The following is a 21,218-nucleotide window of genomic DNA, read 5'->3' on the forward strand; positions in this document are numbered from 1 at the left end:
CGCTGCCCTAAACCTGCATTAGGGACTCGGCATTTGCAGGGTGACACGAGTATGCTTAGACAAAACAACTCGAAATGACCAGGAGTCATCATGTCTAAGCTAACGCTACGACCTCGCCCACGCGGTGGACGCTGGCCGGTCGCCCTGGCCTGGTTGAGCCTGCTGCTGCTGGCTGGCGCAGCACTGATGATGGGCAGTGCAGGGCCGGCCCATCGTATGGGGCTAGTGGATCTGGGGAGCGCCTTCGGCTGGCTGCGCCAGGGAGCCTACGTGGCCTTGGCCGCCGCGGCCATGGGGCTGTTGACGCTAATAGTGGCAAGCCTGTGCAAGCGGGCCCAGCCGGCGCTGGTAGGCGGGCTGGTAATCATCGCGGTGGCGGGCATGATGTGGACACCCTACCACCTACAGCAGCGCGCCCAGCATGTGCCCCCGATCCATGATATCAGCACCGACCTGGACGACCCACCGACCTTCCTGGCGTTGGCCGATGCCCGGGAAGCCGCGCCCAATGCCGTTGAGCACCCCGGCGAACGCACCGCTCGCCAGCAGCGCGACGCCTACCCGGATATCCAGCCGATCGTCCTCTCACTCACCCTCGACGACGCCCTTAGCGCCGCCGAGGCGGCGGCCCTGGACCAAGGCTGGGAACTGGCGGAGGTCGGTAGCGAGCGTATCGAAGCCACCGCCACCACCCGCTGGTTCGGCTTCAAGGACGACGTGGTGATTCGCCTCAGCGAGGTCGAGGGCGGCACCCGAGTGGACGTGCGCTCGGCGTCGCGGCTCGGACGTAGCGATATGGGTACCAACGCCCAGCGCATTCGCGACTACCTTGATGCACTGCGTGCCCGGGTTGAGTAGGCGCAACGCCGCTCACTACACAGGGAGGAGAGCCGCGTGACCAACGTGCCCTATTACGCTCAGTGGGAGAGCCCAGAGCTGATCGACGACTTCCTGTCAGGCCGGCGTCGGCCTCGGGACGACCCGCGCTGGCAGGACTCCGGCGCGCGATCTGCCGAGGAGTATGAGAGATGGGCCAGGCATGTTTGCGGCATGGCCTGCCTCAAGATGGCCATTGCCCACTTCACCGGCACCGCCTACCCGATCTTTCGCCTTCTCGAGAGAGCCATCCAACATGGCGCCTATCTCGAGCGAGACGGCGAGATCCAAGGGATGATCTATGCCCCGGCCACGCAGCTGCTGCGCGAGGAGTTCGGCCTGCAGGCCACGGTACATACCGGCGTCGAGGTGCATGAGCTGGCAAAGCATCTCGATGGCGATTCGCTGTTCGTGGCCTCGGTACACCCCGGCATTCGCAGGCCCGAGGCCGAGCCGCCAGCGCGCGGTGGCCACCTGGTACTGATCACCCAGGCCAGCCAAAACGCCCTGCGCTTCCATAACCCCTCCGGCGTGGAGCCTGCCACACAGCAGGACGCAATCTTGCCCCCCGCGGTGTTCGCACGCTTCTTTGCCGGCCGCGGGATACGGCTGACACCGGACTAGCGGCGCTGCGCCACCTCGCCACTCGTCGGGTCGAGCCGGTAGCCCTCGCCGTCCACCTCGAACAGCAGGCTGTCGTCCTGCCACTCGAGAGCGCGATAGTCGCTTCCGGGAGGGACGCCATCGGCGTGCGCCGGGATGCGCACCGGACGGGCATTGGCCTCCACCGCCTCGCCGGAGGCATCACCCGCGACGACAACCAGGCTGCGGCTCGGCGCTGGCCCCTGCATGGCGAACACGACATAGTCTCCGTCGTCGCGCCACGGACCCGGTTCGACCTCCCCGCCGTACTGAAAGGCGGCCGGATGCAGCGCGCCATCCTCGACGGCCAGCAACCATCCGGCGGCGTGGGCGGCACCCTGAGTGGTCACCGCCAGCCGGGACTCGTAGGGAGACAGTTCGGCGGCAACAAAGCGCTGTGCGGCGCCGAACTCCGCGTCGTCATCAATGGGAATATTGCTGGGCACCTCACCGATATCCAGCAGGCGTTGGTCATCCGCTCCTCGAATCGCATCATCCGTCACTGCCAGCGGTGTCAGGCTGGCAGTGGCAGACTCATCTGGCGGCGACTCGGTGCATCCGGCAGCGAACGCCAGCACCAGCCCCGGTGCGGCGCCACGAGACACTATTCTCACGCGTCCTCCTTCTGCTCCTTCTTGTCTTCCTCGGGCTTGGCATGCCCCTGGTGGGTCAACGCACCGGCCTCGTCCAGACGCGGGTGGTTGTCGAGAAACTCGCGGTGGATATCGGGCAGCGCATCCAGCGCCTTCAAGGTGTGGGTCAGGGCATGGATGGCGGCCAGCACGTCCTGGGTATTGCCGGTCTCGGAGATGGTGTGCATGTTGCGGATCGGGAAGCCGATCGAGGTCGCCGCACAGTCCACCGCGGCAAGTACGCCGGCCATGCCGTCGGTGCCGGTGTCGGCGCCGACGATATCGCGCTGCAGCGGGATGCCCTGCTCCTTGGCAGTGGTTTCGATAAGGCGGTTGAGCTGTTCGCTGGCAATGGCGCCCACCGACATGGTGAAGCCCTTGCCCATCTCCAGCGGTTGCATGCGCCGGTCGCCGATGCCCGGTGCGGCCACGTAGTCGTGATTGACGTCGACGCCGATCAGCGCATCAGGCTCGAGCTCGCCAGCCAGCACGCGGCTGCCGAAGCGACCGATCTCCTCGTAGCTGGCGATGGCGAACATCACCCGCACCTGCTGGGTACCCCCGGCCTCGGCGATCAGCCGCGCCACCTCGGCGGTGACGAAGCAGCCCAGGCCGTTATCCAGGTAGGCGCCATAGAAGGTGTTGGGGCTGAAGCCGGGACGGATCGGGCGGTCGAACAGGATCGAGTCGCCGGGGCGCACGCCGAGGTTGAGCACCTGCTGCTTCTTGTTCTCGCCGTGAATCTGCAGGTCGAGGTAGATCTGCTCCTTCTTGATGCCCTTGCTACCGTCGCGCTGGGCCGGGTCGGAGAAGTGGATCGCCCCCAGTGCCTCGACAGTGCCGCCACGAATCACCCGGTAACTGCCGGGCTGCTCCGGATCCTCGCTGAACAGCTTGACCTCGTGGCCGATCAGCACCCCGGGCAGGAAGGAGTCGGTGTTGATCCAGATCTTGCCGTCGTCGCCGATGCTGCGCACCTGCATGCGGATCTTGTCGGCATGGCCGATGATCATCACCTTGAACATGTCGTCGCGGCCGGGATGGGTATCCAGCACCACCCCGGCATGCCCCTTGTACTGGTGCAGATGCCAGCTGTTGGGCGCAAAGCCATCAAAGTAGGGCTTGAGCACGCCGTAGGTCATGGCGCCCTCCAGGCCTATCGGACTCGGCGCATCGAGGATGCGGCGCATCAGGGTGAACTGCTCGTCCGGCATGGGTTGAGTCCAGGGCTTGGTCGCGTCGCTCATCTAGGTCTCTCGCTGATTGAGGAAGTATCTCCCCAGTCTGCCAGAATCCGCGCCCGACGGCTTGCCACTGTAACGGCTACGCTCATGCCTCCTCGTTCAGCAACCAACGCCTGAAAGTGCGTGCCGCCGGCGTCAGGTGGCGATGCTGCGGGGTCAGCAGTGACAACCTGCCCCGGCTGGGCAAGGCATGGGGCAAGGCCCGCACCAGATTGCCCTGGCGCAGGTCCGCCTCCAGCAGACGCGACCAGCCGAGGGTCACCCCCTGCCCTGCCAGGGTGGCATGCATCAGCAGCTGGTAGCTGTTGACCCGCAGGCAATGTGCCGGAGGCCGCCATTCGAGCCCCAGGCCCTGGTACCAGGCCTGCCAAGTGAGCCAATCGTTGAAGTGATCCTCCACCACCAGCAGCGTGTGGTGATCGAGCAGGTCGTCGGCATCGCGAACGTCAGCGTGGCGCGACAGGTAGGCGGGACTGCATACGGCGATCACATCCTCACTGTCGAAGATCGGCTCGGCGAGTACGCCTGGCGGGTCGACGGCATTCTCGAGGTAGTAGTAGAGCCCCAGGTCGAACTCGGCAAGATCGAGCCGATAGGGATCCTCCACGGTAAGAATCCGGATTTCGATCTGCGGATGAGCGTGCTGGAAATCGGGTAGCTGCCGCGCCAACCACAGCGAGGCGATGGTCGGGCTCGAGGCCAGGGTCAGCTGGTGATCGTTACCATGGCGCCTGAGCCGCGCGCTTTCGTCGGCGAGTTCACGCAGCACGCGGCATACCACGCGGTAATACTGCTCACCGGCGGGGGTCAGGCGCAGGCCGTCATGGCTACGCTCGAACAGCGGACGACCGAGATCGGTTTCCAGGCGTTTGACCTGCCGGCTGACCGCGCTCTGGGTCAGATTCAGCTCGCTGCCGGCCTGGGTGAAGCTGGCGTGTCGCGCGGCAGCCTCGAAGGCCCGCAGGCAAGCCAGTGGCGGCAAGGCATCGCGTCGCGACATAACACTCCTCGAGGCAGTGGGCGCCTCGAGGATAGCATGTGTCGCGCTCACGACGCGGTGCGTGGCACTTGCCTCTTCCAGTGGCGACGATGCACCTCCCGGCCGTCGTCGCGGGCCACCTGCTGCGCCTCTAGGTAGAAGTGTTCGGCGTCGCAGGTCATCCAGTAGCGGCTGTCGACCTCCACCGAGAAGCGTCCCGCTCCCTCGTCACGACCTGCGCGATAGACCCAGGCGATCTCGGCGCAGGTAGCATCCGGGTCGTCGGGGTGCGCGGTGTAGACCTCCCGGCAGTGCTGGTCGACCCACAGGCCGTGGTCGAGAAAGCGCACATGGCCGAGATCGTCCTCGACGATGGTGGTCACCTCACCGCTGGCGATATCCTCCTGGACGGTACGCCGCGGCTGAGCGTCGCGCAGCGACTCGAGGCGTGCCGGCGGCGCCGCCTCGGGAGGCTCGAAGGGGCTCTCCGTGAGCGCCTCGCCATGGAACAGTGGCAACTCGATAGCCTGCACGCCGGGTACCAGGGTCAGCGCACTGCGCACACGACTCGGCCACAGCAGCGGGAAGTTGGCCGAAGCGATGGAGACCCGCAGACGATGACCGGCAGGCAGCCGATAACCCGTCATGTCGAGCTGCAGATCGATATCGAGGGGCTCATCGGGACGTGGCGGCGTATATTCCCCCAGGTCGCGATGCAGGTTGAGATTGAGCACGCCGTAGCTGATCTGCGCCACCCGGCCATCGGGGCGTACATCCTGCAGGCGCACCGTCAACTGGCCGCTGTCGGTGGCGCTGGCCAGACGCAGCCGCACCCGCGGCTGGCCAAGAATCGCCAGGCCCTCTCCGAACGGCTGGCTGTCGAAACACAGCGCATCGGCATCGTCACGACGCTGGTCGGCGGGCAGGTCGGGACCGAACCAGATCGCGCAGTATTCGCCCTGATAGCGCCCAGCGGTGAGCGGCGAGTCGATCCGCTGCGGCATCTCGAGAGCGGTGTCGCCCTCGACCAGCCCGGTGTCGGCCAACGAATAACGGCGTGGACTCACCTCGCGGCTCGGCCAGCCCTCGGTGCGCACCCACTGGCCGGGACGCTGCTGATACATCGGCTGCGGTGCTACCGCATCCTGCAGATAGAAGGTACCCGCCGGCTCATCCATCACCCCTGTCTCGATGCCCTTGAGCCAGTAGTCCCACCAGCGCAGCGCCTCCTGCAGAAACCCGATCGCCGGATCGGGTATCGCGAAGTGCGGATACTTGTGGATCCACGGCCCGATCAGCGCCTTCTTGGGACACTCGAGGTGTTCCATCAAACGCGGGATGCTGTTCTTGTAGGCGTCCCCCCAGCCGCCGACGCAGTAGACCGCGGCCTCGATATCCGCATAGTTCTGCGCCACCGAGCCGTGCTGCCAGTAGCCATCGCGTGTCTGGTGGGAGAGCCAGGTCTCGGCCAGCAGCGGCATGTTATCGAGGCGCTGCTGCCACAGTTCGCGCCAACGCTCGCCGACCAGCAGCGGATCCGGCGCCGCCGCCGAGAAGCTGAGCATGGTCGCCGCCCAGCCGAGATTCTCGAGCAGCAGGTTGCCACCCTTGTAGTGGATGTCGTCGGCAAAGCGATCGTCAGTGGAACACAGCGTGATCACCGCCTTCAGCGGCGCAGGACGCCGTGCGGCAAGCTGCAGCGAGTTGAAGCCACCCCAGGAGATGCCCATCATGCCCAATTCGCCGCTGCACCAGGGTTGGCTGGCGATCCACTCGATCACTTCCAGGGCATCGGCCTGCTCCTGGGGCAGATACTCATCGGCCATCAGCCCGTCGGACTCGCCGTTGCCGCGCATATCGACCCGCACGCAGGCGTAGCCGTGGCCGGCGAAGTAAGGGTGGGTCAACTCATCGCGGACGGCCGTACCGTCGCGCTTACGATACGGCAGGTACTCGAGGATTGCCGGCACCGGCGCCTGCTCGGCCCCCTCCGGCAACCAGAGTCGGGCCGCCAGTCGCGTGCCGTCGGCCAGTGGAATCTCGAGATGTTCGATCTCACGGACGGCATGGGGAAAGTCGTGCTTGATTCGCATGGTTCAGCGGGAATCCTGATCCGAATGGTGGATGTCGGTAGGTGTCAGGCGCTCGGGATGCTTGAGCCATATCCACAGCGCACTGCTGGCGGCGAGGATGATCAGCATCGCCGGTAGCCCGCCCAGGTTGGAGAGCATCTTGACGCCATCGATGCCAACGAAGCTGACCATCACCCACGAGACCACCCCGACGATCACGCCCCACAGCACCTTCATCGGCAGGCCGGTATTGAGGTCGGAGTCGGCAGTCAGGCCACGGGTGCAGAGGTTGCCGATGGCATCGGTATTGGAGTCGGCCACGGTGACGTAGGAGATGAAGGCGATGAACAGCAGCAGCGGAATCCACAGCCCGGCGAGGGGCAACTCGCGGAATAGGGTGTAGAGCAGGTGCTCGATGCCGCGATCCTCGAGCACGGCATTGAGATCCACCCCGGCATGCAGCTGATAGTAGATCGCTGCGCTGGAAAAGATGGTGATCCACACGACCGCGAACAGCGCAGGGTAGAGCAGGTTGACGCGCAGGAACTCGCGTACGGTATAGCCCCGAGAGATCTTGCCCAGGAATAACGCCGCCACCGGTGCCCAGGCGAACCACACCGCCCAGTAGAAGATCGACCACCAGTAGGGCCACTGGTCATCGCCGGCAGCACCGGTGAACAGGCTGCGGGTAAAGAAGTTGTCCAGGTAGACGCCAAACGACTCCACCCCGAGCTGCAGCATGAACAGCGTTGGCCCAAACACGAACACGAAGAGCCCGAGCGCCAGCAACAACCAGGCATTGAGCGACGACAGCCGCGCGATACCGCGCTGCAGACCGCTGGCAGCGGAAATCACGAAGGTCACCACGATGATGGCGATGATCACCCCGAGGCGCAGCGGGTTGGTATCACCCTCGACATACTGCCCGACGCCTCCGGCGATGGTCAGCGCACCGGTGCCCAGGGTCGAGGCCATACCCGCCACTAGCGCATAGAGTGCCAGCGCATCGATTGCCCCGGCATAGCGCTTGACCCCCTCGCCGAGTAGCGGCTCGAGCATGCTCGAGATCGAGAAACGCTGGCGACGATTATAGAACGCCAGGGCAAAGATCAACGCCGGTACCGCATAGATCGCATAGGGCGTGAACGCCCAGTGCAGAAACATGGTCGACATGGAGAACAGCGCGGCATCGGCTGAGCCAGCCTCGAGTCCGCTGGAAGCCGGGGGCCCCATCAGGTGGTAGAGCGGCTCGGCGGTGGTCCAGAACAGCACGCCCACGGCGAGGGTGGTGCACAGTGTGATCGAGAACCATCGCAACGGCGACAGCAGCCGCGTGGCCTGTTCACCACCGATACGTATACGCCCCAGCGGCGAGACATAGACCACCACCGCCAGCAGCAGCAAATAGAGGCTAGCGAGGCTGAATAGCCAGGAAAAGTGGTCGAGAATCGCACTGTTGAGGGCACTAGTGCCCGCCAGGAAGGCGTCGAGATCGACATAACTGGCGACTACCGCCGCCATCAATACCAGAAAGGTCGGCCAGAAAACCCCTGGCCGGATCGACGTTCGCATACCCTTAGCTCCCTTTATCGTTATGTCCGGCATCTGGCCGGTGTCGAGGCCCTCTACCTTAGCGGCATGGCAGCCCGCCTGGACAAGCGTTAAATGGGCATGGGGGTATGCGTCCAACGCATGGCCAATCCGGAGAGGACAAGTCCGGTGGCGTAGGCGATGGCGAGATGGGTTAGGCTAACGACATTAGAACTGGCAAGAGGCTAGGCATGTTACGCATCTCCAACAGCGTGGAGCTGGGCGACTGGGAAATCGAGATCAGCCAGATCCGCGCCCAGGGCGCCGGTGGACAGAACGTCAACAAGGTCGCCTCGGCGGTGCATCTGCGCTTCGATATCCCCAACTCCAGCCTGCCGCCCTTCTACAAGGAGCGGCTGATGGCGCTCTCCGACCAGCGCATCAGCAAGGAGGGGGTGGTGGTCATCAAGGCCCAGAGCCACCGCACCCTGGAACTCAACAAGGAAGATGCCCTGGCACGCCTGCGCACGCTGATCCGCGAAGCGGTCAAGCAGCAAAAGGTGCGCAAGCCCACCAAGCCGACCAAGGGCTCGCAGCGCCGCCGGGTCGACAGCAAGACCCGCAAGGGCAAGACCAAGTCGCTGCGCGGCAAGGTCGACGTATGAGCACGCCGCGCGGCGCGGCCTGGAGACTCACGACCGTTCGGGGTGAGCGCTGGTCAGGATATGGTGCAAGCCGCCGCACTCGACCATGGCATCGTCGCAGTTGACGACGATCTCCGAGCGCGCCAGTACGTAGCTCTTGCCGGTGATGGTGTTCTCCACCACATGGCCCTTGCCCTCCTCGCGCACCGCGGTGAACTGGCCGATGAAACCGGTCTCGCGCAGCGACACGGTCTCCAGCTTGTCGCCCGGCTTGATAGTGCCCTCGTAGTGCATCAGCGCCAGCCGTGCCGAGGTACCGGTGCCGGTGGTGCTGCGGCAGATCACCCCGGGATGCACATAGGTGGTCGAGCGCGAGCGGTAGAAGTCGTCGGCGACCTGCTCCACCGGCCCCATGAAGTGCAGGAACGGTAGCGGACCGACGTCGCCCAGGGTGTAGTGGGAGAAGCCACGCTCGGCCTGGATCGCTTCGACGATCTTGTGGGCGCACTCGGCCAGCTGGCGCTCTTCGGCACGGTTGAGCGAGAAGCCCAGCTCGGCGGCATCGACCAGCGCATAGAAACCGCCGCTGTAGGCCACGCTATAGGTCACGTCGCCGAGGTCCGGGACATGGATCTTGGCGCGGTAGGTATCGATGTAGCTGGGCAGTCCACCGCAGGTGATCGCCTCGACCACACCGTTCTCGACCCGCGCCTCGATATTGACCAGCCCGGCCGGCGACTCGAGCACGAAGTGCTGGGTGCCCTCCTGCTTGGGCACGATGCCCGCCTCGAGTACCGCGGTGGCGGTGCAGATGGTGTTGGAGCCGGAGTAGATCGGGTAGCCCATCACCTCCATGATGATATAGCCGGCGGCGGCCGCCGGGTCGGTGGCCGGCACGATCAGGTCCACCGACATCTCGGGTATGCCGTAGGGCTCTTCCAGCAGCAATCGGCGCAGGCCGTCGGCGTCATCGCGCAGGTAGTGCATCTGCTCGCGCACCGTGGCGCCGGGCAGCGGGTCGATGCCGCCGGTGACGATGCGGCTGACGTCGCCGCCGGCGTGGGTGTCCATCAGCTGCAGGGTCAGTTCACTCATGGGCGTTGCTCCAGGGCAAAGGGGGCGCCGTGCTCGTCCCACTCGGCGTCGGGCACGATCACGATCTTGCCCAGGTAGTTGCTGCCACGATTGACGAAGTAGCGCTCCGCGGCGTGCAGCTCGGAGAGTTTGAAGGCAGCGTGCAGCACCGGCTTGAGCTGGCCGGCGCGAATCCACTCCACCAGCTGCTCGGCCTCTTCCCGCGTGCCGTGGGAAACGCCGAAGATCTGCACCTGGTAGAGGTAGATGCGCGTCCACATGATCTCGCTGAGGTTGCCGCCGCTGGCGCCAGCGATCGACAACCGCGGATAGTCGGCGCGGCGCTTCATGTCGACGATCATGGTGTCGATGAAGCGGTCGGTGAACTCGCCGCCAACCAGGTCCATCACCGCATCGATGGGCGCCCCGCCGGTGGCGGCCAGCACCTGACCGGTGAAGTCATCCATCCGGGTACGGTCGAATACCGCCTCGGCGCCCAGCGCCTCGAGCGCTTCGGCCTTGTCGGCCTGGCTCAGCGCATAGGGGATGGCACCGACAATGCGGCACAGCTGGATCAGCGCCGTGCCCACGCCGCCGCTGGCGCCGGTGACCAATACGTGCTCGCCGGCCTTGACCCGCGCCGAGGTCATCATGTGGTAGGCGGTCTGGTAGGAGCACATGCCCATGGCGGCGAGCTCGGCATCGGCCAGCTCGGGGTTGGGCACGTGGTGGAACTGATCCGCCGGCACTGCGACGTACTCGGCGTAGCCACCGTCGGCGCCGTGGCCGTAGTAGTCCGGCGTCAGATTGATATTGCGCCGACCGTCGGCGTAGAGGTTGAAGTCGAGCAGGCCGCGCTCGCCGATGCGCGCCGGATCGACGCCGTCGCCCACCGCCGCCACGCGCCCGGCGATATCGGCGCCCTGGATGCGCGGAAAGGTCAGGGTCGCCTCGCCGCCCATGGCGAACGAGGTCACCTCGCCCTTGTCCTTGGTCGGGTAGAGCCCCTCACGCGCCTTGCGGTCGGTGTTGTTCTTGGCGGTGGCGGTGACCCGCACCAGCACCTCGCCGGGGCCAGGACGCGGGGTCGCCACGTCCTGGCGATACTCGAGCTTGTCGACGTCGCCATGGCCGGTCAGCAGCATGGCCGACATGGTGGCGGGAATCGAATCTGACGATGCTACGGATGCCATAGGCTGCCTCCTCGCTGTGGCGGAGCATTCAGGCCGCGACGATATCAAACTCAGGCGTCCTGCCTAGTGCAGAAATTTTCGAATTGCGCCCCTGGCACACGAGAAATTTTTGTCTGCATCCAGGCACCTACGCTATGGGCCCCAGCACCACCGCTGCATCCTTCACCGCCAGCGGGTAAGCTATTCCACTGCCACCACATCAGGAGAACCCCATGAGCCAGGAGAGCGTACGCACCTTTCTTGCCGAACAGGCAGCGGATATCGAGATCCTCGAACTCGACGCCAGCACCGCGACCGTAGCGCTGGCCGCCGAGGCGCATGGGGTCGAGCCCGGGCAGATCGCCAAGACCCTGGCGTTCCGGGTCGGCGAGCGGCAACTGCTGGTGGTAGCCGGCGGCGATGCTCGCTTCGACAACCGCAAGCTGCGCGATGCCTTCGGTGGCAAGGCCAAGATGCTCGATGCCGAGACGGTGCTGGCGCTGACCGGTCACCCGGTCGGCGGCGTCAGTCCGTTTGGCCTGAGCACCCCGTTGCCGGTCTACTGCGACGCCTCGCTAAAGGCCTACGATGAGGTCTTGCCCGCCGCCGGCTCGCCCAATAGCGCCGTACGCATCGCTCCCGAGCGACTCGCCACGCTGGTCGGCGCCACCTGGGTCGATGTCTGCAAGCTGCCTGAACCACGGCATGAAAATCCATGCTCATCAGTGTCACCGTGAGTAGAGGCTGACCTCGCACAGGCACGACTTTGCCTAGATTTTCTAGCTGACTCCACATGTCCACTCAGGCTTACATTAGATGAGCGCTTTCTGCGCTATCCTCTTCACCACCACGCGTTCCGCCGCCCAGGTGGGAAAGCGTGGTATCAGAATGCACGGCGGTGGCGCGTTTCCTGAGCCCCAATGGACTGAAGATAAAACGAAAAAGGAGGGGGACATGTCGATCATCCCACAGCGCATCGTCGAGCGGTTGAAAGAGCTGAGGGCGACGCTCGACGAGCCGCGGGTCCGGCAGCGTCTCACCGAAGGCTCGGGCGAGCCGAATCGCCCGGCCTTGCGCAGCCCGCGACGAGTTACCGCCGCCTCCATCGAGGCCCTGTGGCAGAAGATTCGCGCCGTGGCACCGGCAGGCGACGAGCAGCAGCGCCTGCTGGCCGATCCTGACACCCTGGCGAGTGCCGAGTGCTACGGCGCCAATATCGAGAACATGATCGGTACCGTGAAGGTGCCAGTAGGCGTGGCGGGGCCCGTACGTATCAACGGCCTCAATGCGGCCGGGGACTTCGTCATTCCGCTGGCGACTAGCGAGGCTGCCCTGGTGGCGTCCTATGCGCGGGGCGCCGACATCGCCTCCCGTGCCGGCGGCATTGCCGCGGTGCTGTTGACCGAGGGTGTGCTGCGCAGCCCGGGTTTCAAGTTCGCCAATGTGATGGAGGCGGGGCTGTTCCTGGAATGGGTGATCGACGCCAGCGCCGAGCTGAAAGTCGCCGCCGAGGCCACCACCCGGCACGGCAAGCTCTGCGCCATCGAGCCGATGATGGACAACGAGGTGGTGTTCCTGCTCTGCCGCTATACCACCGGTGATGCTTCGGGCCAGAACATGGTGACCATCGCCACCGAGGCGCTGTGCCGACACATCGAGACCCACTGTCCGGTCCGGCCTCGCCACTGGTTCATCGAGGCCAATTATTCTGGGGACAAGAAAAGCACCTATCTGGCACTGACCTCCGGCCGCGGGCGCAAGGTGACAGCCTCGGTGACCCTGCCGCGGGCGCTGGTGGAAAAGTACCTGCATGTCAGCGTCGAGCGCTTCCTCGACTACTCGCGCATGGCCAGTCTCGGTGCCATGCTGAGCGGCCAGATCGGCGCACAGGGGCACTTCGCGAACGGGCTTGCCGCCTTCTACATCGCCACCGGCCAGGATGCGGCCTGCGTGTCGGAGTCCGCTATCGGCTTCACGCGGGTGGAAGACCGGGACGGCGACCTCTTCATCTCGGTGACCCTGCCCAACATCCTGGTGGGCTCGGTCGGTGGCGGCACGGGATTGCCCAGCCAGGCGGCGGCACTGCATCTGCTTGGCCTTCAGGGCCCCGGCAAGGCAGCGGCGCTGGCCGAGGTGGTGGCTGCCCTGTGCTTGTGCGGCGAGATCTCCATCATCGGTGCGCTGGCGGCAGGCGAGTTCACCCAGGCTCACCGCAAGCTGGCCCGGGAGCGCTGAGATGTCTGCACAGGAAATGACCCTGCCGCTGGCGCAGCGACTGTGGATCTATCAGCGCGAGCGCTTCCCCGTGGTGCGCACGGCGGTGCTGGTGGCGGCGTTCTCCGCGGCGAGCGTCAATGTCTCCGCCTTCCTGGCCGACCGCCCGTTGCCCGCCTTCGCGGCCTACCTCGTCGCCTTTGTCGTGGCCTTCCTCGTGTTCATGCAGCTGCGCGTGTGTGACGAAGTTAAGGACAGGGACATCGATCGCCGCTTCCGGCCCGCCCTGCCGGTACCTCGCGGCCTGGTATCCCTCGCAGTGATCGTGGGCTTCGGCCTTGCTGGCGTGCCACTGGCGGCCGTGGCGGCGGCGGTGCTCGACCCCCGTCTGCTCTGGCTGCTGGCGCTGGTCTGGCTGTGGCTGGGCCTGATGACGATGGAGTTCTTCGTGCCGCACTGGCTGAAGGCGCGCCCCTTCTTCTACGTCGTCTCGCACATGATGATCATGCCGCTGCTCGATCTGTTCGTGACCGGCTGTGAATGGCTTGTGGCCGGTGGTGGACCGCCGCAATGGCTGTGGCTTTTCCTGGTCCTGAGTTTTGTCAACGGCTGCGTGCTCGAAGTGGGGCGCAAGATCCGGGCCCCGGAGCAGGAACGCGAGGGCGTCGATACCTACTCCGCGCTGCTGGGTCCTGGCCGGGCAACCCTGCTGTGGTGCGCCCTGACTATCGTCGCCTTCGGCTTTTTGCTGGCGGTGGGCAGCGCGGTGGGTGCCTTTTACCTCATCGGGCTGGTGGGCCTCGCCGGGCTAGCGGCCTGCCTCGCTTGCGCCGCGCGCTACCTGCGCGCGCCCACCGAGGGCGCCCAGCGCCGCATCGACAGCATGGCGGGGCTGTGGGTGCTCACCTGCTATGGCGCGGCGGGCTTCGCACCGCTGGCCGCCTGGGGCAGCCCATGAGCGAACTGATCGTCAACGGATCCGCCGACGCCGATGCTGCACGCATCGGTGGCAAGGCCGCCACCCTGGCCACGCTCGTCCGGCTCGGCTTCGACGTGCCGCCGTTTTTCTGCATTACGCCGGAAGCCTTTACCGACCGGGGACTCCGAGCCGAGGTGAGCGCAACGCTTAGTGCTCACCTGGAGGAGATCGGCCCCGGCCCGTTCGCCGTGCGCTCCTCAGGCCGCGAGGAAGACGGCGCGGACCATTCTCATGCCGGCCAGTTTCTGTCGCTGCTGGAGATCGAGGCGGCGGCAGTACCGGCGGCCGCTTTACAGGTCTGGCAGTCCGGCGCCGCCGAGACGCTGCACGCCTATCGCGCCTCCCACGGCCTCAGCGCCGGTGACCACCGACCGGCCGTGCTGGTCCAGCGGCTGGTCAGGGCGCGGGCAGCAGGCGTGGTCTTCTCCGCCGATCCAGTCAGCGGGCGCCGCGACCGCATTGTGATCTCCGCCATTGCCGGGCTCGGCGACCGTCTCGTCGGTGGCGAGGAAAGCGGCGACGACTATGTGCTCGACCACCGCACCGGCAGGGTGCTAAGCGCGCCGGACGATGGCGTGCTGTCGGAGGACGATCTGGCCGCACTGGCCGACTTGGTGATGCGTGTCGAGGAGGCGCGCGGCGGTCCGCAGGACCTCGAGTGGGCCTTCGAAGGCGAACACCTGTTTCTGCTGCAGGCGCGGCCGATCACCACTCCGCTGCGCGAGGTGCCCGTCGAGGACACCACGCTCACTCTCTTCGACAACTCCAATATCATCGAGAGCTATCCAGGCTTGGTCTCGCCGCTCACCTACAGCTTTGCGCAATACGTCTACGCGCGGGTCTACCCAATCTTCCTGGCGCTGCTCGGTGTCGGCGAGAAGGCGATCCGCACCCACCGGGCCACCTTCGACAATCTGCTCGGCCGCATCGACGGCCGCGTCTATTACAACCTGATCAACTGGTATCGGCTGATCGCGCTGCTGCCGGGTTTCTCCATGAATCGCAGCCATATGGAAACCATGATGGGCGTCAGCGAGCCGCTACCAGCCGAAATCGCCAATGCGCTCGCTCCACAAAGGGCCCGCGGCTGGGCAGCGTGTCGCGAGTACCTGCGCATGGGTCGGGCCGCTGCCGGCCTGCTCCGCGAGGCAATCCGCCTGCCGCGCACCATCCGGGCCTTCTACGGCCGGCTCGACAAGGCGCTGGACACCGGCGCCGTGGAGATTGCCGCCATGCCGCTGACGGCGCTGGCGGCGGAGTATCGTCGCGTCGAGGCGGAACTGCTCGACCGCTGGGATGCGCCGCTGGTCAACGATTTCCTGTGCATGATGGCCTTCGGTGCCTCGCGCAAGCTGCTACAGCGCTGGGGCGGAGACGCCGGGCTCGCGCTCCACAACGAGGTGATGATCGGCCAGGGCGATATCATTTCCGCTGAGCCGGCACAGCGGATCACCCGCATGGGGGCGCTGGCCGCCGGGGACGAGGCACTGATCACGGCGCTCGAGCAGGGGGAAGGCAGCGCGCTGTCCGACCACGAGGCACTACGCCGCGAGGTGGAAGCGTACATCGCCCGCTTCGGCGACCGCTGTACGCAGGAGCTCAAGCTGGAAAGCATTACCCTCGACCAGGACCCGCGACCACTGCTGGCAGCGATTGCCGCGGCGGCGCGCATGCGGCGCAGCGTCGCGACATATGCGGACAGCGGCGATGCGCTTGCCACGCTGTTTTCCGGCCGGCCGTTCAGGCGTTTCATTGCCCGCCGCGTGCTCGCCATTGCCAAGGCAAGGGTGCGCGACCGGGAGAACCTGCGTTTCCAGCGTACCCGGGTGTTCGGTCATGCGCGGCGCATCTTCCTGGCCATGGGCCAGCGGTTCCACGCCCATGGCGTACTCGACGATCCGCGCGACATCTTTTTCCTGAGCGTGCCGGAGGTGCTGGGGGCAATCGAGGGTTTCAGCATCGGCGACGACCTGGCGGCGCTTGCCGTCAGCAGGAAGGCGGAGATGGCAGCAGCGGAAGCGCGGCCCGACCCGCCCGAGCGCATCGAGGTGAACGGTGCGGTGGTCAATCTCGCGCTGGCGCCGTCCGCGCCAAGCACCGGCGGTAATGAGCGAGTGCGCAGCGGTACCGCCTGCTGTGCCGGGAAGGTACGGGCGCCGGCACGTGTCGTGCGCGACCCGCGTACCGAATCGCTGAAGCCCGGCGAGGTGCTGGTGGCTCGATTTACCGACCCCGGCTGGATCGCGCTGTTCACCAACGCCTCGGCCATCGTCGTGGAACGCGGCAGCCTGCTGTCACACTCCGCCATCGTCGCCCGTGAACTGGGCCTGCCCTGCGTAGTGGGCATCAAGGGCGCCACGCAGTGGATCGCCAACGGCGCAACCATCGAGGTGGACGGTGCCGCTGGAACGGTAAGGAAAACCGATGACTGACACGGAGATCGCCGCCAAGGCCAGCTTCGAGACGATCCGTTACGCCCAGCTCTGGGAGGATGCGGACTGCCTGCTGCTGGGGCTGGCCGGGGAACGCAAGCCCCTGTCCGGCGCCACGCTCGTTTCCATCTGCGCGGCCGGTGACAACGCGCTGGCCATGCTCACGCTCGATCCAGACCGCGTGGTGGCTGTCGACCTCTCCGCGGCACAGCTCGAATGCCTGAAGATCCGCATCGCTGCCTGGCGTGTACTCGACCATAAGGCGCTGCTGGAGCTGATGGGCTCACGTCCTTCCACGCGTCGCGCCGCACTGCTCGATCAGGTTGCGGCAAGCCTGCCGGAAAGTTCACAGGCGTTCTGGGCGCCGTTGAAGCGCGACGTGGAGATCTATGGCCTTGGCGGCATCGGTCGCTTCGAGCGCTACTTCCGTCTTTTCCACCGCCGCGTGCTCCCGCTGGTGCACGGCCACGCCACGGTGCAGGCGCTGTTCGAGCCGCGCAGCCAAGAGCAGCGCCAACGGTTTCTGGACCAGCGCTGGAACACCTGGCGCTGGCGTGTCCTGCTCAAGTGTTTCTTCTCGCGTTTTAGCATGGGGCGGCTTGGCCGCGACCCGGCCTTTTTCGATCACGTGGAGGGCAGCGTGGCCGACCATGTGGCCCGGCGCGTGGTGCATGCCATCGTCGATACCGATCCCACCGAAAATCCTTATCTGCACTGGGTATTGCGCGGCACCCACGGCGAAGCCCTACCACTGGCGCTGCGGCCCGAGCATTTCGACACCATTCGCGAGCGGCTTGACCGGATCGACATTCGCCACGGCTCGCTCGAAGCCTTCGTCGCCACCGGCGAGAAGGCTGACGGCTTCAACCTGTCCGATATCTTCGAATACATGGGGCCGGAAACCTTCAGCAGCGTCTATGGCCGCCTGGTTGACGCCGCCAACCCCGGAGCCCGCCTGGTTTACTGGAACATGATGGTGCCACGGCGCATGCCGCAGGCCTTCAGCAGTCGTCTGCGCACCATGGAGGGTCTGGAGGCGCGTGGCCGCGCCATGGACAAGGCCTTTTTCTACTCGGACTTCGTGGTAGAGGAGCTGCTGTGAGCAGCGCGCCGCAGATCGCCATGATCCTGCTGTCGGTGGCACTGCTGGCCGCCGTCATGGTAGTGGTGCGCCGTGTCGGGCAGCGTTACGGTTGGTCAGCGGAGCTTCAGCGTAAGGGCGTGCATCTGGCGACAGGGGCCTATGCGCTGATGCTGCCCTGGATCTTCTCCGAGCGCTGGCCGGTGCTGGTGATCACCGGCATGGCAGTGCTGGTGCTGCTGCTCATGCGCACGCCCGCCCTGGCGAAAAGCGGCCTCGGTGCCACGCTGCACAGCGTCGAGCGCCACTCCTATGGCGACCTGCTGCTGGCCGTTTCAGTGGGTGTGGTGTTTTTCTTTTCCTACGGCAACCCGGTGCTCTACGTACTGCCCATCGCCGTAGTCACCCTATCCGATGCGGCGGCGGCGCTGACCGGCGTGCGCTACGGGCGCAGCTTCTTCAATACCGAGACGGGCAGAAAGAGCTTCGAGGGCTCAGCGATGTTCTTCATGGTGACCTGGATCGTCGCCATGATCCTGCTGCTGATGATGACGGAGGTCGAACGCCAGAATGTCGTGCTGCTGTCGCTGGTGGTGGCCGCGTTCGGCACCCTGGTCGAGGCCGATTCCTGGCACGGCTTCGACAACCTGTTCCTGCCCGTGGCGCTGCATCTTTTCCTCGCCAGCCACCTGGAAACCGCCCTAGTACTGCTGCTGGAACTGACGCTGCTATTCCTCGCCGTGCTCGCTGGCGTGCTGGTGCTTGCGCCACGCCTGGGGCTTTCCGGCCACACCGCGCGTGTCTATACCATTGCCGTGTTCGGCATCTATGTGGTGACTGACGTCCATAACGCGGTGCTGCCGGTCGCAGCCATTCTGGCTCACCTGGCTGCTCGCCACATGCGCCCCTGTAGAAGCCGCTATCCCGACCTGGACGTGCTGGCCATGGTCGTGTTGATCTCCGTATTCTGGCTGTTCCTGGGCCGCTATGCCGGCCACAACGCACTCAACATGTACGACCTGAGCTTCGCCGGCAGTGCACTGGTGTTCATCACGCTTGCCGCTGGCCCCAGGCGCTGGATCGCGGTCGCCGCGGCCTGCGCGCTGGCAGCCGCGGTTGCCACCACCACCTACCGCAATCCAGAAGCCGCGCACTGGCACGGTCCGCTCTGGCCGTGGATTGCCATGAGTTTCATGCTGTGTCTGGCGGTCCCGCTGCTGAAGCCGGATTTTCTGGATCGTTACCGCGGACCGCGGGTAGTGACGCTGGCGCTCTCGGTGCCGCTGGCCGCGTTCCTGACAAAGGTGTTCTTATCATGAGCGATACCCCCGACTACCTGGAGATCGGCGACGCCTGCTGTCGCCTGTACCGTGAGGCGCCGTCCTGGGGCGGCCAACGCACGGCGGCGATTGGGGAGTTCCGTTGCGCCGATCCTGCGGCAGGCGCGGCGCTGCTCTCGCGTGCCGGTGAGGTGCTTAGTCGGGAAGGGTTCGAGGCGCTCATCGGCCCGATGGACGGCGACACCTGGCACCGTTATCGGCTAGTCACCGACAGCGACGGCTCGCCACCCTTCCTGCTCGAGCCGGTGAGCGCGCCGCATGACCAGCAGGCCTTCGTGGCCAGCGGCTTTGCGCCCATCTCCACCTATGTCTCCACGCGGGCAAGACTCGACGAGACCGTGTCCATCAAGCCCGGGCGGCTCGACGGCATCACCGTCAGGGCCTGGGATGGCGACGACGCAGAGCGACTGCTGGAAGCTCTGTTCGACATGTCGCTCTCCAGCTTCGCTGCCAATCCGTTCTACAAGCCGATCTCGCGGCAGGCGTTCCTGGCACTATACCGGCCGATCCTGCCCGCCATCGATCCCCGCCTATTGCTGTTTGCCCACGATGCGGACGGTCTTGCCGGATTCCTGTTCGGCATACCCGATCTCGCCGAAGGCGACAAACCGCGCACGGCGATCGTGAAGACCTACGCCAGTCGGCGACGTGGGGTGGGACGGCAGTTGCTGGACACGTTCCACCATAGCGCCGGCGACCTGGGCTTCACCGACGTAATCCACGCGCTGATGCACGAGAACAATCAGTCCCTGAACAGCAGCCGCCGCTATGGCGCGGAGGTCTTCCGGCGCTATGCCCTGATGGGCAGACGGTTGGCAGAATGAACCTGCTCGCACCCATCCTCGCAAAACTGACGGCGCACGGCAGCCGTACCGCGATCATCGCCGCAGACGGAGAGCACGCCAGCTATGCCGATCTCCTCGGGCGCTCGGAGCGGCTGGCCGCCGCATGGCAGCGCCAGGGGTTGCGGGCCGGCGACCGCGTGTTGGTGGCCATGCCGGTGGGCATTCCACTCTATGCGAGCCTCGTGGCGCTGTGGCGATTGGGTGCGGTCGTGGTCTTCCCGGAGCCCGCCCTGGGCCTGGCGGGCCTGCGCCATGCGCTCAGGGTCACCCGGCCCAGGGCCTTTCTCGCCGCCGGCTGGTTTCGCCTGTTGCGTTACTGGCTTCCCGAACTCTGGCGCGTGCGGCTGGTGCTCGGCGCGAATACCTCAGCGGCAACAGCAGCGGATGCCCTGGAAACGGTCGACATCGATCACCCGGCGCTGATCTCGTTCACCAGCGGCTCCACCGGGCAACCCAAGGCCATCGTACGCAGCCACGGCTTCCTGGCCACGCAGAACGCCCGCGTCGCCGAACTGCTGGCGCCGCAGCGCGATGACTGTGTCGATCTGGTCGGCTTCCCGGTTTTCGTGCTGGCCAATCTCGGCCTCGGCGTCACCTCAGTACTCCCGAACTGGCGTCTGCAACGCCAGGAAAACACCGATACGGGGCGCATTGCTCGGCATATCGCAGCCCACGGCGTCAGCCGGGCCCTGATACCGCCTTCGATCTGTGCCGGGCTTGCCGACCATCCCATATCGCCGCTCGACGCCATTTTCACTGGCGGCGGGCCAGTCTTCCCCGATCTTCTGGCCCGCCTGGCCACACGCCTGCCGGACGCCGATATCGTCTCGGTCTACGGCTCCAGCGAGGCCGAACCCATCGCCCATCAGCGCCTCGCGGAAGTGACGCAAGACGACTGGCGGGCCATGCGCGAGGGCGCAGGGCTACTCGCCGGCAGACCGATCCCGGAGATTGCGGTAAAGATCCTCGACCGCGAGATCGTCGTCACCGGTGCCCACGTCAACAAGGGCTACCTGGACACGCGTCACGACCAGACCAGCAAGCTTTCCCTGGATGGCGCCATCTGGCACCGCACCGGTGATGCCGGCCGGCTGGACGAACGCCAGCGCCTCTGGTTGCTGGGTCGCTGCGACGGCACCGTCGGCGACCTGCCCCCCTTCGGCGTGGAGTCAGCGGCGCGCTTCTGGAAGGGAGTGGAGCAGGCGGCGCTGGTCTCCGTCGATGACCGGCCGGTGCTCGCCATCGCCGGGGATGGCGCGCGGCAGGCGGAGTGGCAGGCGCAAGCCGATCGGATCGGGGACATCCGGGTCATCGTGCTGCCGCGAGTACCACTGGATCGGCGGCACGGCTCCAAGGTCGATTATCCCGCACTCAAGGCGGCGCTCCGCCGCATCTGATCGGCTCCGCTCCCTGGGCCGGTGCGGTCTTGCAGCGTGCCTGGCGTCGCCCCCATGCCGTCTGC

At 65.9% G+C, this 21,218-nt stretch carries 18 protein-coding genes; 11 read left to right on the forward strand and 7 right to left on the reverse strand.

Annotated features, from left to right (window positions below; genetic code table 11):
• Positions 1-90 precede the first annotated feature (90 nt).
• Both CK498_RS07140 and CK498_RS07145 read left to right on the forward strand, forming a co-directional pair.
• A complete protein-coding gene (locus CK498_RS07140) occupies positions 91-858 on the forward strand; it encodes a DUF1499 domain-containing protein (RefSeq protein WP_095620141.1) in 768 nt (255 codons plus the stop codon).
• A gap of 36 nt (positions 859-894) precedes the next feature.
• Positions 895-1,500 carry a C39 family peptidase gene (locus CK498_RS07145; protein ID WP_095620142.1) on the forward strand — a complete coding sequence of 202 codons (606 nt, stop codon included), beginning with the start codon at positions 895-897 and terminating at the stop codon, positions 1,498-1,500.
• Here CK498_RS07145 and CK498_RS07150 read toward each other — a convergent pair.
• The 5 genes from CK498_RS07150 to CK498_RS07170 all read right to left on the reverse strand — a co-directional run bounded on the left by CK498_RS07150 (position 1,497) and on the right by CK498_RS07170 (position 8,017).
• The gene (locus CK498_RS07150) at positions 1,497-2,132 is read right to left on the reverse strand and encodes a hypothetical protein (RefSeq protein WP_141246924.1); all 636 of its coding nucleotides are present in this window, start codon (positions 2,130-2,132) and stop codon (positions 1,497-1,499) included. The two genes, CK498_RS07145 and CK498_RS07150, sit on opposite strands and share 4 nt — an antisense overlap.
• The gene (locus CK498_RS07155; RefSeq protein ID WP_095620144.1) at positions 2,129-3,397 is read right to left on the reverse strand and encodes a M20/M25/M40 family metallo-hydrolase; all 1,269 of its coding nucleotides are present in this window, start codon (positions 3,395-3,397) and stop codon (positions 2,129-2,131) included. Before CK498_RS07155 ends, CK498_RS07150 begins: the two co-directional genes overlap by 4 nt.
• An 82-nt stretch (positions 3,398-3,479) precedes the next feature.
• Positions 3,480-4,394: a LysR substrate-binding domain-containing protein gene (locus tag CK498_RS07160; RefSeq protein ID WP_095620145.1), complete on the reverse strand. Its 915-nt coding sequence runs from the start codon at positions 4,392-4,394 to the stop codon at positions 3,480-3,482.
• Positions 4,395-4,441: 47 nt separating this feature from the next.
• Positions 4,442-6,466 (reverse strand): CocE/NonD family hydrolase, encoded by a 2,025-nt coding sequence (locus CK498_RS07165; protein ID WP_095620146.1) that lies wholly within the window; start codon positions 6,464-6,466, stop codon positions 4,442-4,444.
• A gap of 3 nt (positions 6,467-6,469) precedes the next feature.
• Positions 6,470-8,017, reverse strand: a complete 1,548-nt coding sequence (locus tag CK498_RS07170) for a BCCT family transporter (protein WP_095620147.1) — start codon at positions 8,015-8,017, stop codon at positions 6,470-6,472.
• 209 nt (positions 8,018-8,226) lie between these two features.
• On the opposite strand from CK498_RS07170, the gene arfB reads away from it, so the two are divergent.
• Positions 8,227-8,640, forward strand: a complete 414-nt coding sequence (arfB, locus tag CK498_RS07175; RefSeq protein ID WP_076749105.1) for an alternative ribosome rescue aminoacyl-tRNA hydrolase ArfB — start codon at positions 8,227-8,229, stop codon at positions 8,638-8,640.
• Between the two features lie 27 nt (positions 8,641-8,667).
• On the opposite strand, the gene CK498_RS07180 is transcribed toward arfB, so the two are convergent.
• Together CK498_RS07180 and CK498_RS07185 are read right to left on the reverse strand one after the other, a co-directional pair.
• A complete protein-coding gene (locus CK498_RS07180) occupies positions 8,668-9,714 on the reverse strand; it encodes a proline racemase family protein (RefSeq protein ID WP_095620148.1) in 1,047 nt (348 codons plus the stop codon).
• A complete protein-coding gene (locus tag CK498_RS07185; protein ID WP_095620149.1) occupies positions 9,711-10,886 on the reverse strand; it encodes an alcohol dehydrogenase catalytic domain-containing protein in 1,176 nt (391 codons plus the stop codon). The genes CK498_RS07180 and CK498_RS07185 overlap by 4 nt, the downstream gene beginning before the upstream one ends.
• 212 nt (positions 10,887-11,098) lie before the next feature.
• On the opposite strand from CK498_RS07185, the gene CK498_RS07190 reads away from it, so the two are divergent.
• The 8 genes from CK498_RS07190 to CK498_RS07225 all read left to right on the forward strand — a co-directional run bounded on the left by CK498_RS07190 (position 11,099) and on the right by CK498_RS07225 (position 21,153).
• A complete protein-coding gene (locus CK498_RS07190; RefSeq protein ID WP_095620150.1) occupies positions 11,099-11,602 on the forward strand; it encodes a YbaK/EbsC family protein in 504 nt (167 codons plus the stop codon).
• 217 nt (positions 11,603-11,819) lie between these two features.
• Positions 11,820-13,100 (forward strand): hydroxymethylglutaryl-CoA reductase, encoded by a 1,281-nt coding sequence (locus tag CK498_RS07195; RefSeq protein WP_095620151.1) that lies wholly within the window; start codon positions 11,820-11,822, stop codon positions 13,098-13,100.
• A gap of 1 nt (position 13,101) precedes the next feature.
• Positions 13,102-14,037: a UbiA family prenyltransferase gene (locus tag CK498_RS07200; RefSeq protein WP_095620152.1), complete on the forward strand. Its 936-nt coding sequence runs from the start codon at positions 13,102-13,104 to the stop codon at positions 14,035-14,037.
• Complete coding sequence (locus CK498_RS07205; RefSeq protein ID WP_141246925.1) at positions 14,034-16,490, forward strand: PEP/pyruvate-binding domain-containing protein; 2,457 nt, start codon at positions 14,034-14,036, stop codon at positions 16,488-16,490. Before CK498_RS07200 ends, CK498_RS07205 begins: the two co-directional genes overlap by 4 nt.
• Positions 16,483-17,592, forward strand: coding sequence for a DUF3419 family protein (locus tag CK498_RS07210; RefSeq protein ID WP_095620154.1), 1,110 nt, complete (start codon positions 16,483-16,485; stop codon positions 17,590-17,592). Before CK498_RS07205 ends, CK498_RS07210 begins: the two co-directional genes overlap by 8 nt.
• Positions 17,589-18,890 carry a diacylglycerol/polyprenol kinase family protein gene (locus CK498_RS07215; RefSeq protein WP_095620155.1) on the forward strand — a complete coding sequence of 434 codons (1,302 nt, stop codon included), beginning with the start codon at positions 17,589-17,591 and terminating at the stop codon, positions 18,888-18,890. Before CK498_RS07210 ends, CK498_RS07215 begins: the two co-directional genes overlap by 4 nt.
• Entirely contained in the window at positions 18,887-19,735 is an 849-nt protein-coding gene (locus CK498_RS07220) for a GNAT family N-acetyltransferase (RefSeq protein WP_095620156.1), read from the forward strand. Before CK498_RS07215 ends, CK498_RS07220 begins: the two co-directional genes overlap by 4 nt.
• Positions 19,732-21,153: an AMP-binding protein gene (locus tag CK498_RS07225; protein ID WP_095620157.1), complete on the forward strand. Its 1,422-nt coding sequence runs from the start codon at positions 19,732-19,734 to the stop codon at positions 21,151-21,153. Before CK498_RS07220 ends, CK498_RS07225 begins: the two co-directional genes overlap by 4 nt.
• Positions 21,154-21,218: the final 65 nt, after the last annotated feature.

Origin of the sequence: Halomonas salipaludis (genome assembly GCF_002286975.1) — a bacterium.
GTDB lineage: Bacteria > Pseudomonadota > Gammaproteobacteria > Pseudomonadales > Halomonadaceae > Franzmannia > Franzmannia salipaludis.

What these genes read in the sequence shown, in the direction of transcription:
- CK498_RS07190 (WP_095620150.1), top strand. Translation starts at nt 11,099, where the DNA reads ATGAGCCAGGAGAGCGTACGCACCTTTCTTGCCGAACAGGCAGCGGAT.
- CK498_RS07225 (WP_095620157.1), top strand. Translation starts at nt 19,732, where the DNA reads ATGAACCTGCTCGCACCCATCCTCGCAAAACTGACGGCGCACGGCAGC.
- arfB (WP_076749105.1), top strand. Translation starts at nt 8,227, where the DNA reads ATGTTACGCATCTCCAACAGCGTGGAGCTGGGCGACTGGGAAATCGAG.
- CK498_RS07170 (WP_095620147.1), bottom strand. Translation starts at nt 8,017, where the DNA reads ATGCGAACGTCGATCCGGCCAGGGGTTTTCTGGCCGACCTTTCTGGTA.
- CK498_RS07180 (WP_095620148.1), bottom strand. Translation starts at nt 9,714, where the DNA reads ATGAGTGAACTGACCCTGCAGCTGATGGACACCCACGCCGGCGGCGAC.
- CK498_RS07205 (WP_141246925.1), top strand. Translation starts at nt 14,034, where the DNA reads ATGAGCGAACTGATCGTCAACGGATCCGCCGACGCCGATGCTGCACGC.
- CK498_RS07185 (WP_095620149.1), bottom strand. Translation starts at nt 10,886, where the DNA reads ATGGCATCCGTAGCATCGTCAGATTCGATTCCCGCCACCATGTCGGCC.
- CK498_RS07210 (WP_095620154.1), top strand. Translation starts at nt 16,483, where the DNA reads ATGACTGACACGGAGATCGCCGCCAAGGCCAGCTTCGAGACGATCCGT.
- CK498_RS07140 (WP_095620141.1), top strand. Translation starts at nt 91, where the DNA reads ATGTCTAAGCTAACGCTACGACCTCGCCCACGCGGTGGACGCTGGCCG.
- CK498_RS07200 (WP_095620152.1), top strand. Translation starts at nt 13,102, where the DNA reads ATGTCTGCACAGGAAATGACCCTGCCGCTGGCGCAGCGACTGTGGATC.
- CK498_RS07195 (WP_095620151.1), top strand. Translation starts at nt 11,820, where the DNA reads ATGTCGATCATCCCACAGCGCATCGTCGAGCGGTTGAAAGAGCTGAGG.
- CK498_RS07160 (WP_095620145.1), bottom strand. Translation starts at nt 4,394, where the DNA reads ATGTCGCGACGCGATGCCTTGCCGCCACTGGCTTGCCTGCGGGCCTTC.
- CK498_RS07165 (WP_095620146.1), bottom strand. Translation starts at nt 6,466, where the DNA reads ATGCGAATCAAGCACGACTTTCCCCATGCCGTCCGTGAGATCGAACAT.
- CK498_RS07155 (WP_095620144.1), bottom strand. Translation starts at nt 3,397, where the DNA reads ATGAGCGACGCGACCAAGCCCTGGACTCAACCCATGCCGGACGAGCAG.
- CK498_RS07220 (WP_095620156.1), top strand. Translation starts at nt 18,887, where the DNA reads ATGAGCGATACCCCCGACTACCTGGAGATCGGCGACGCCTGCTGTCGC.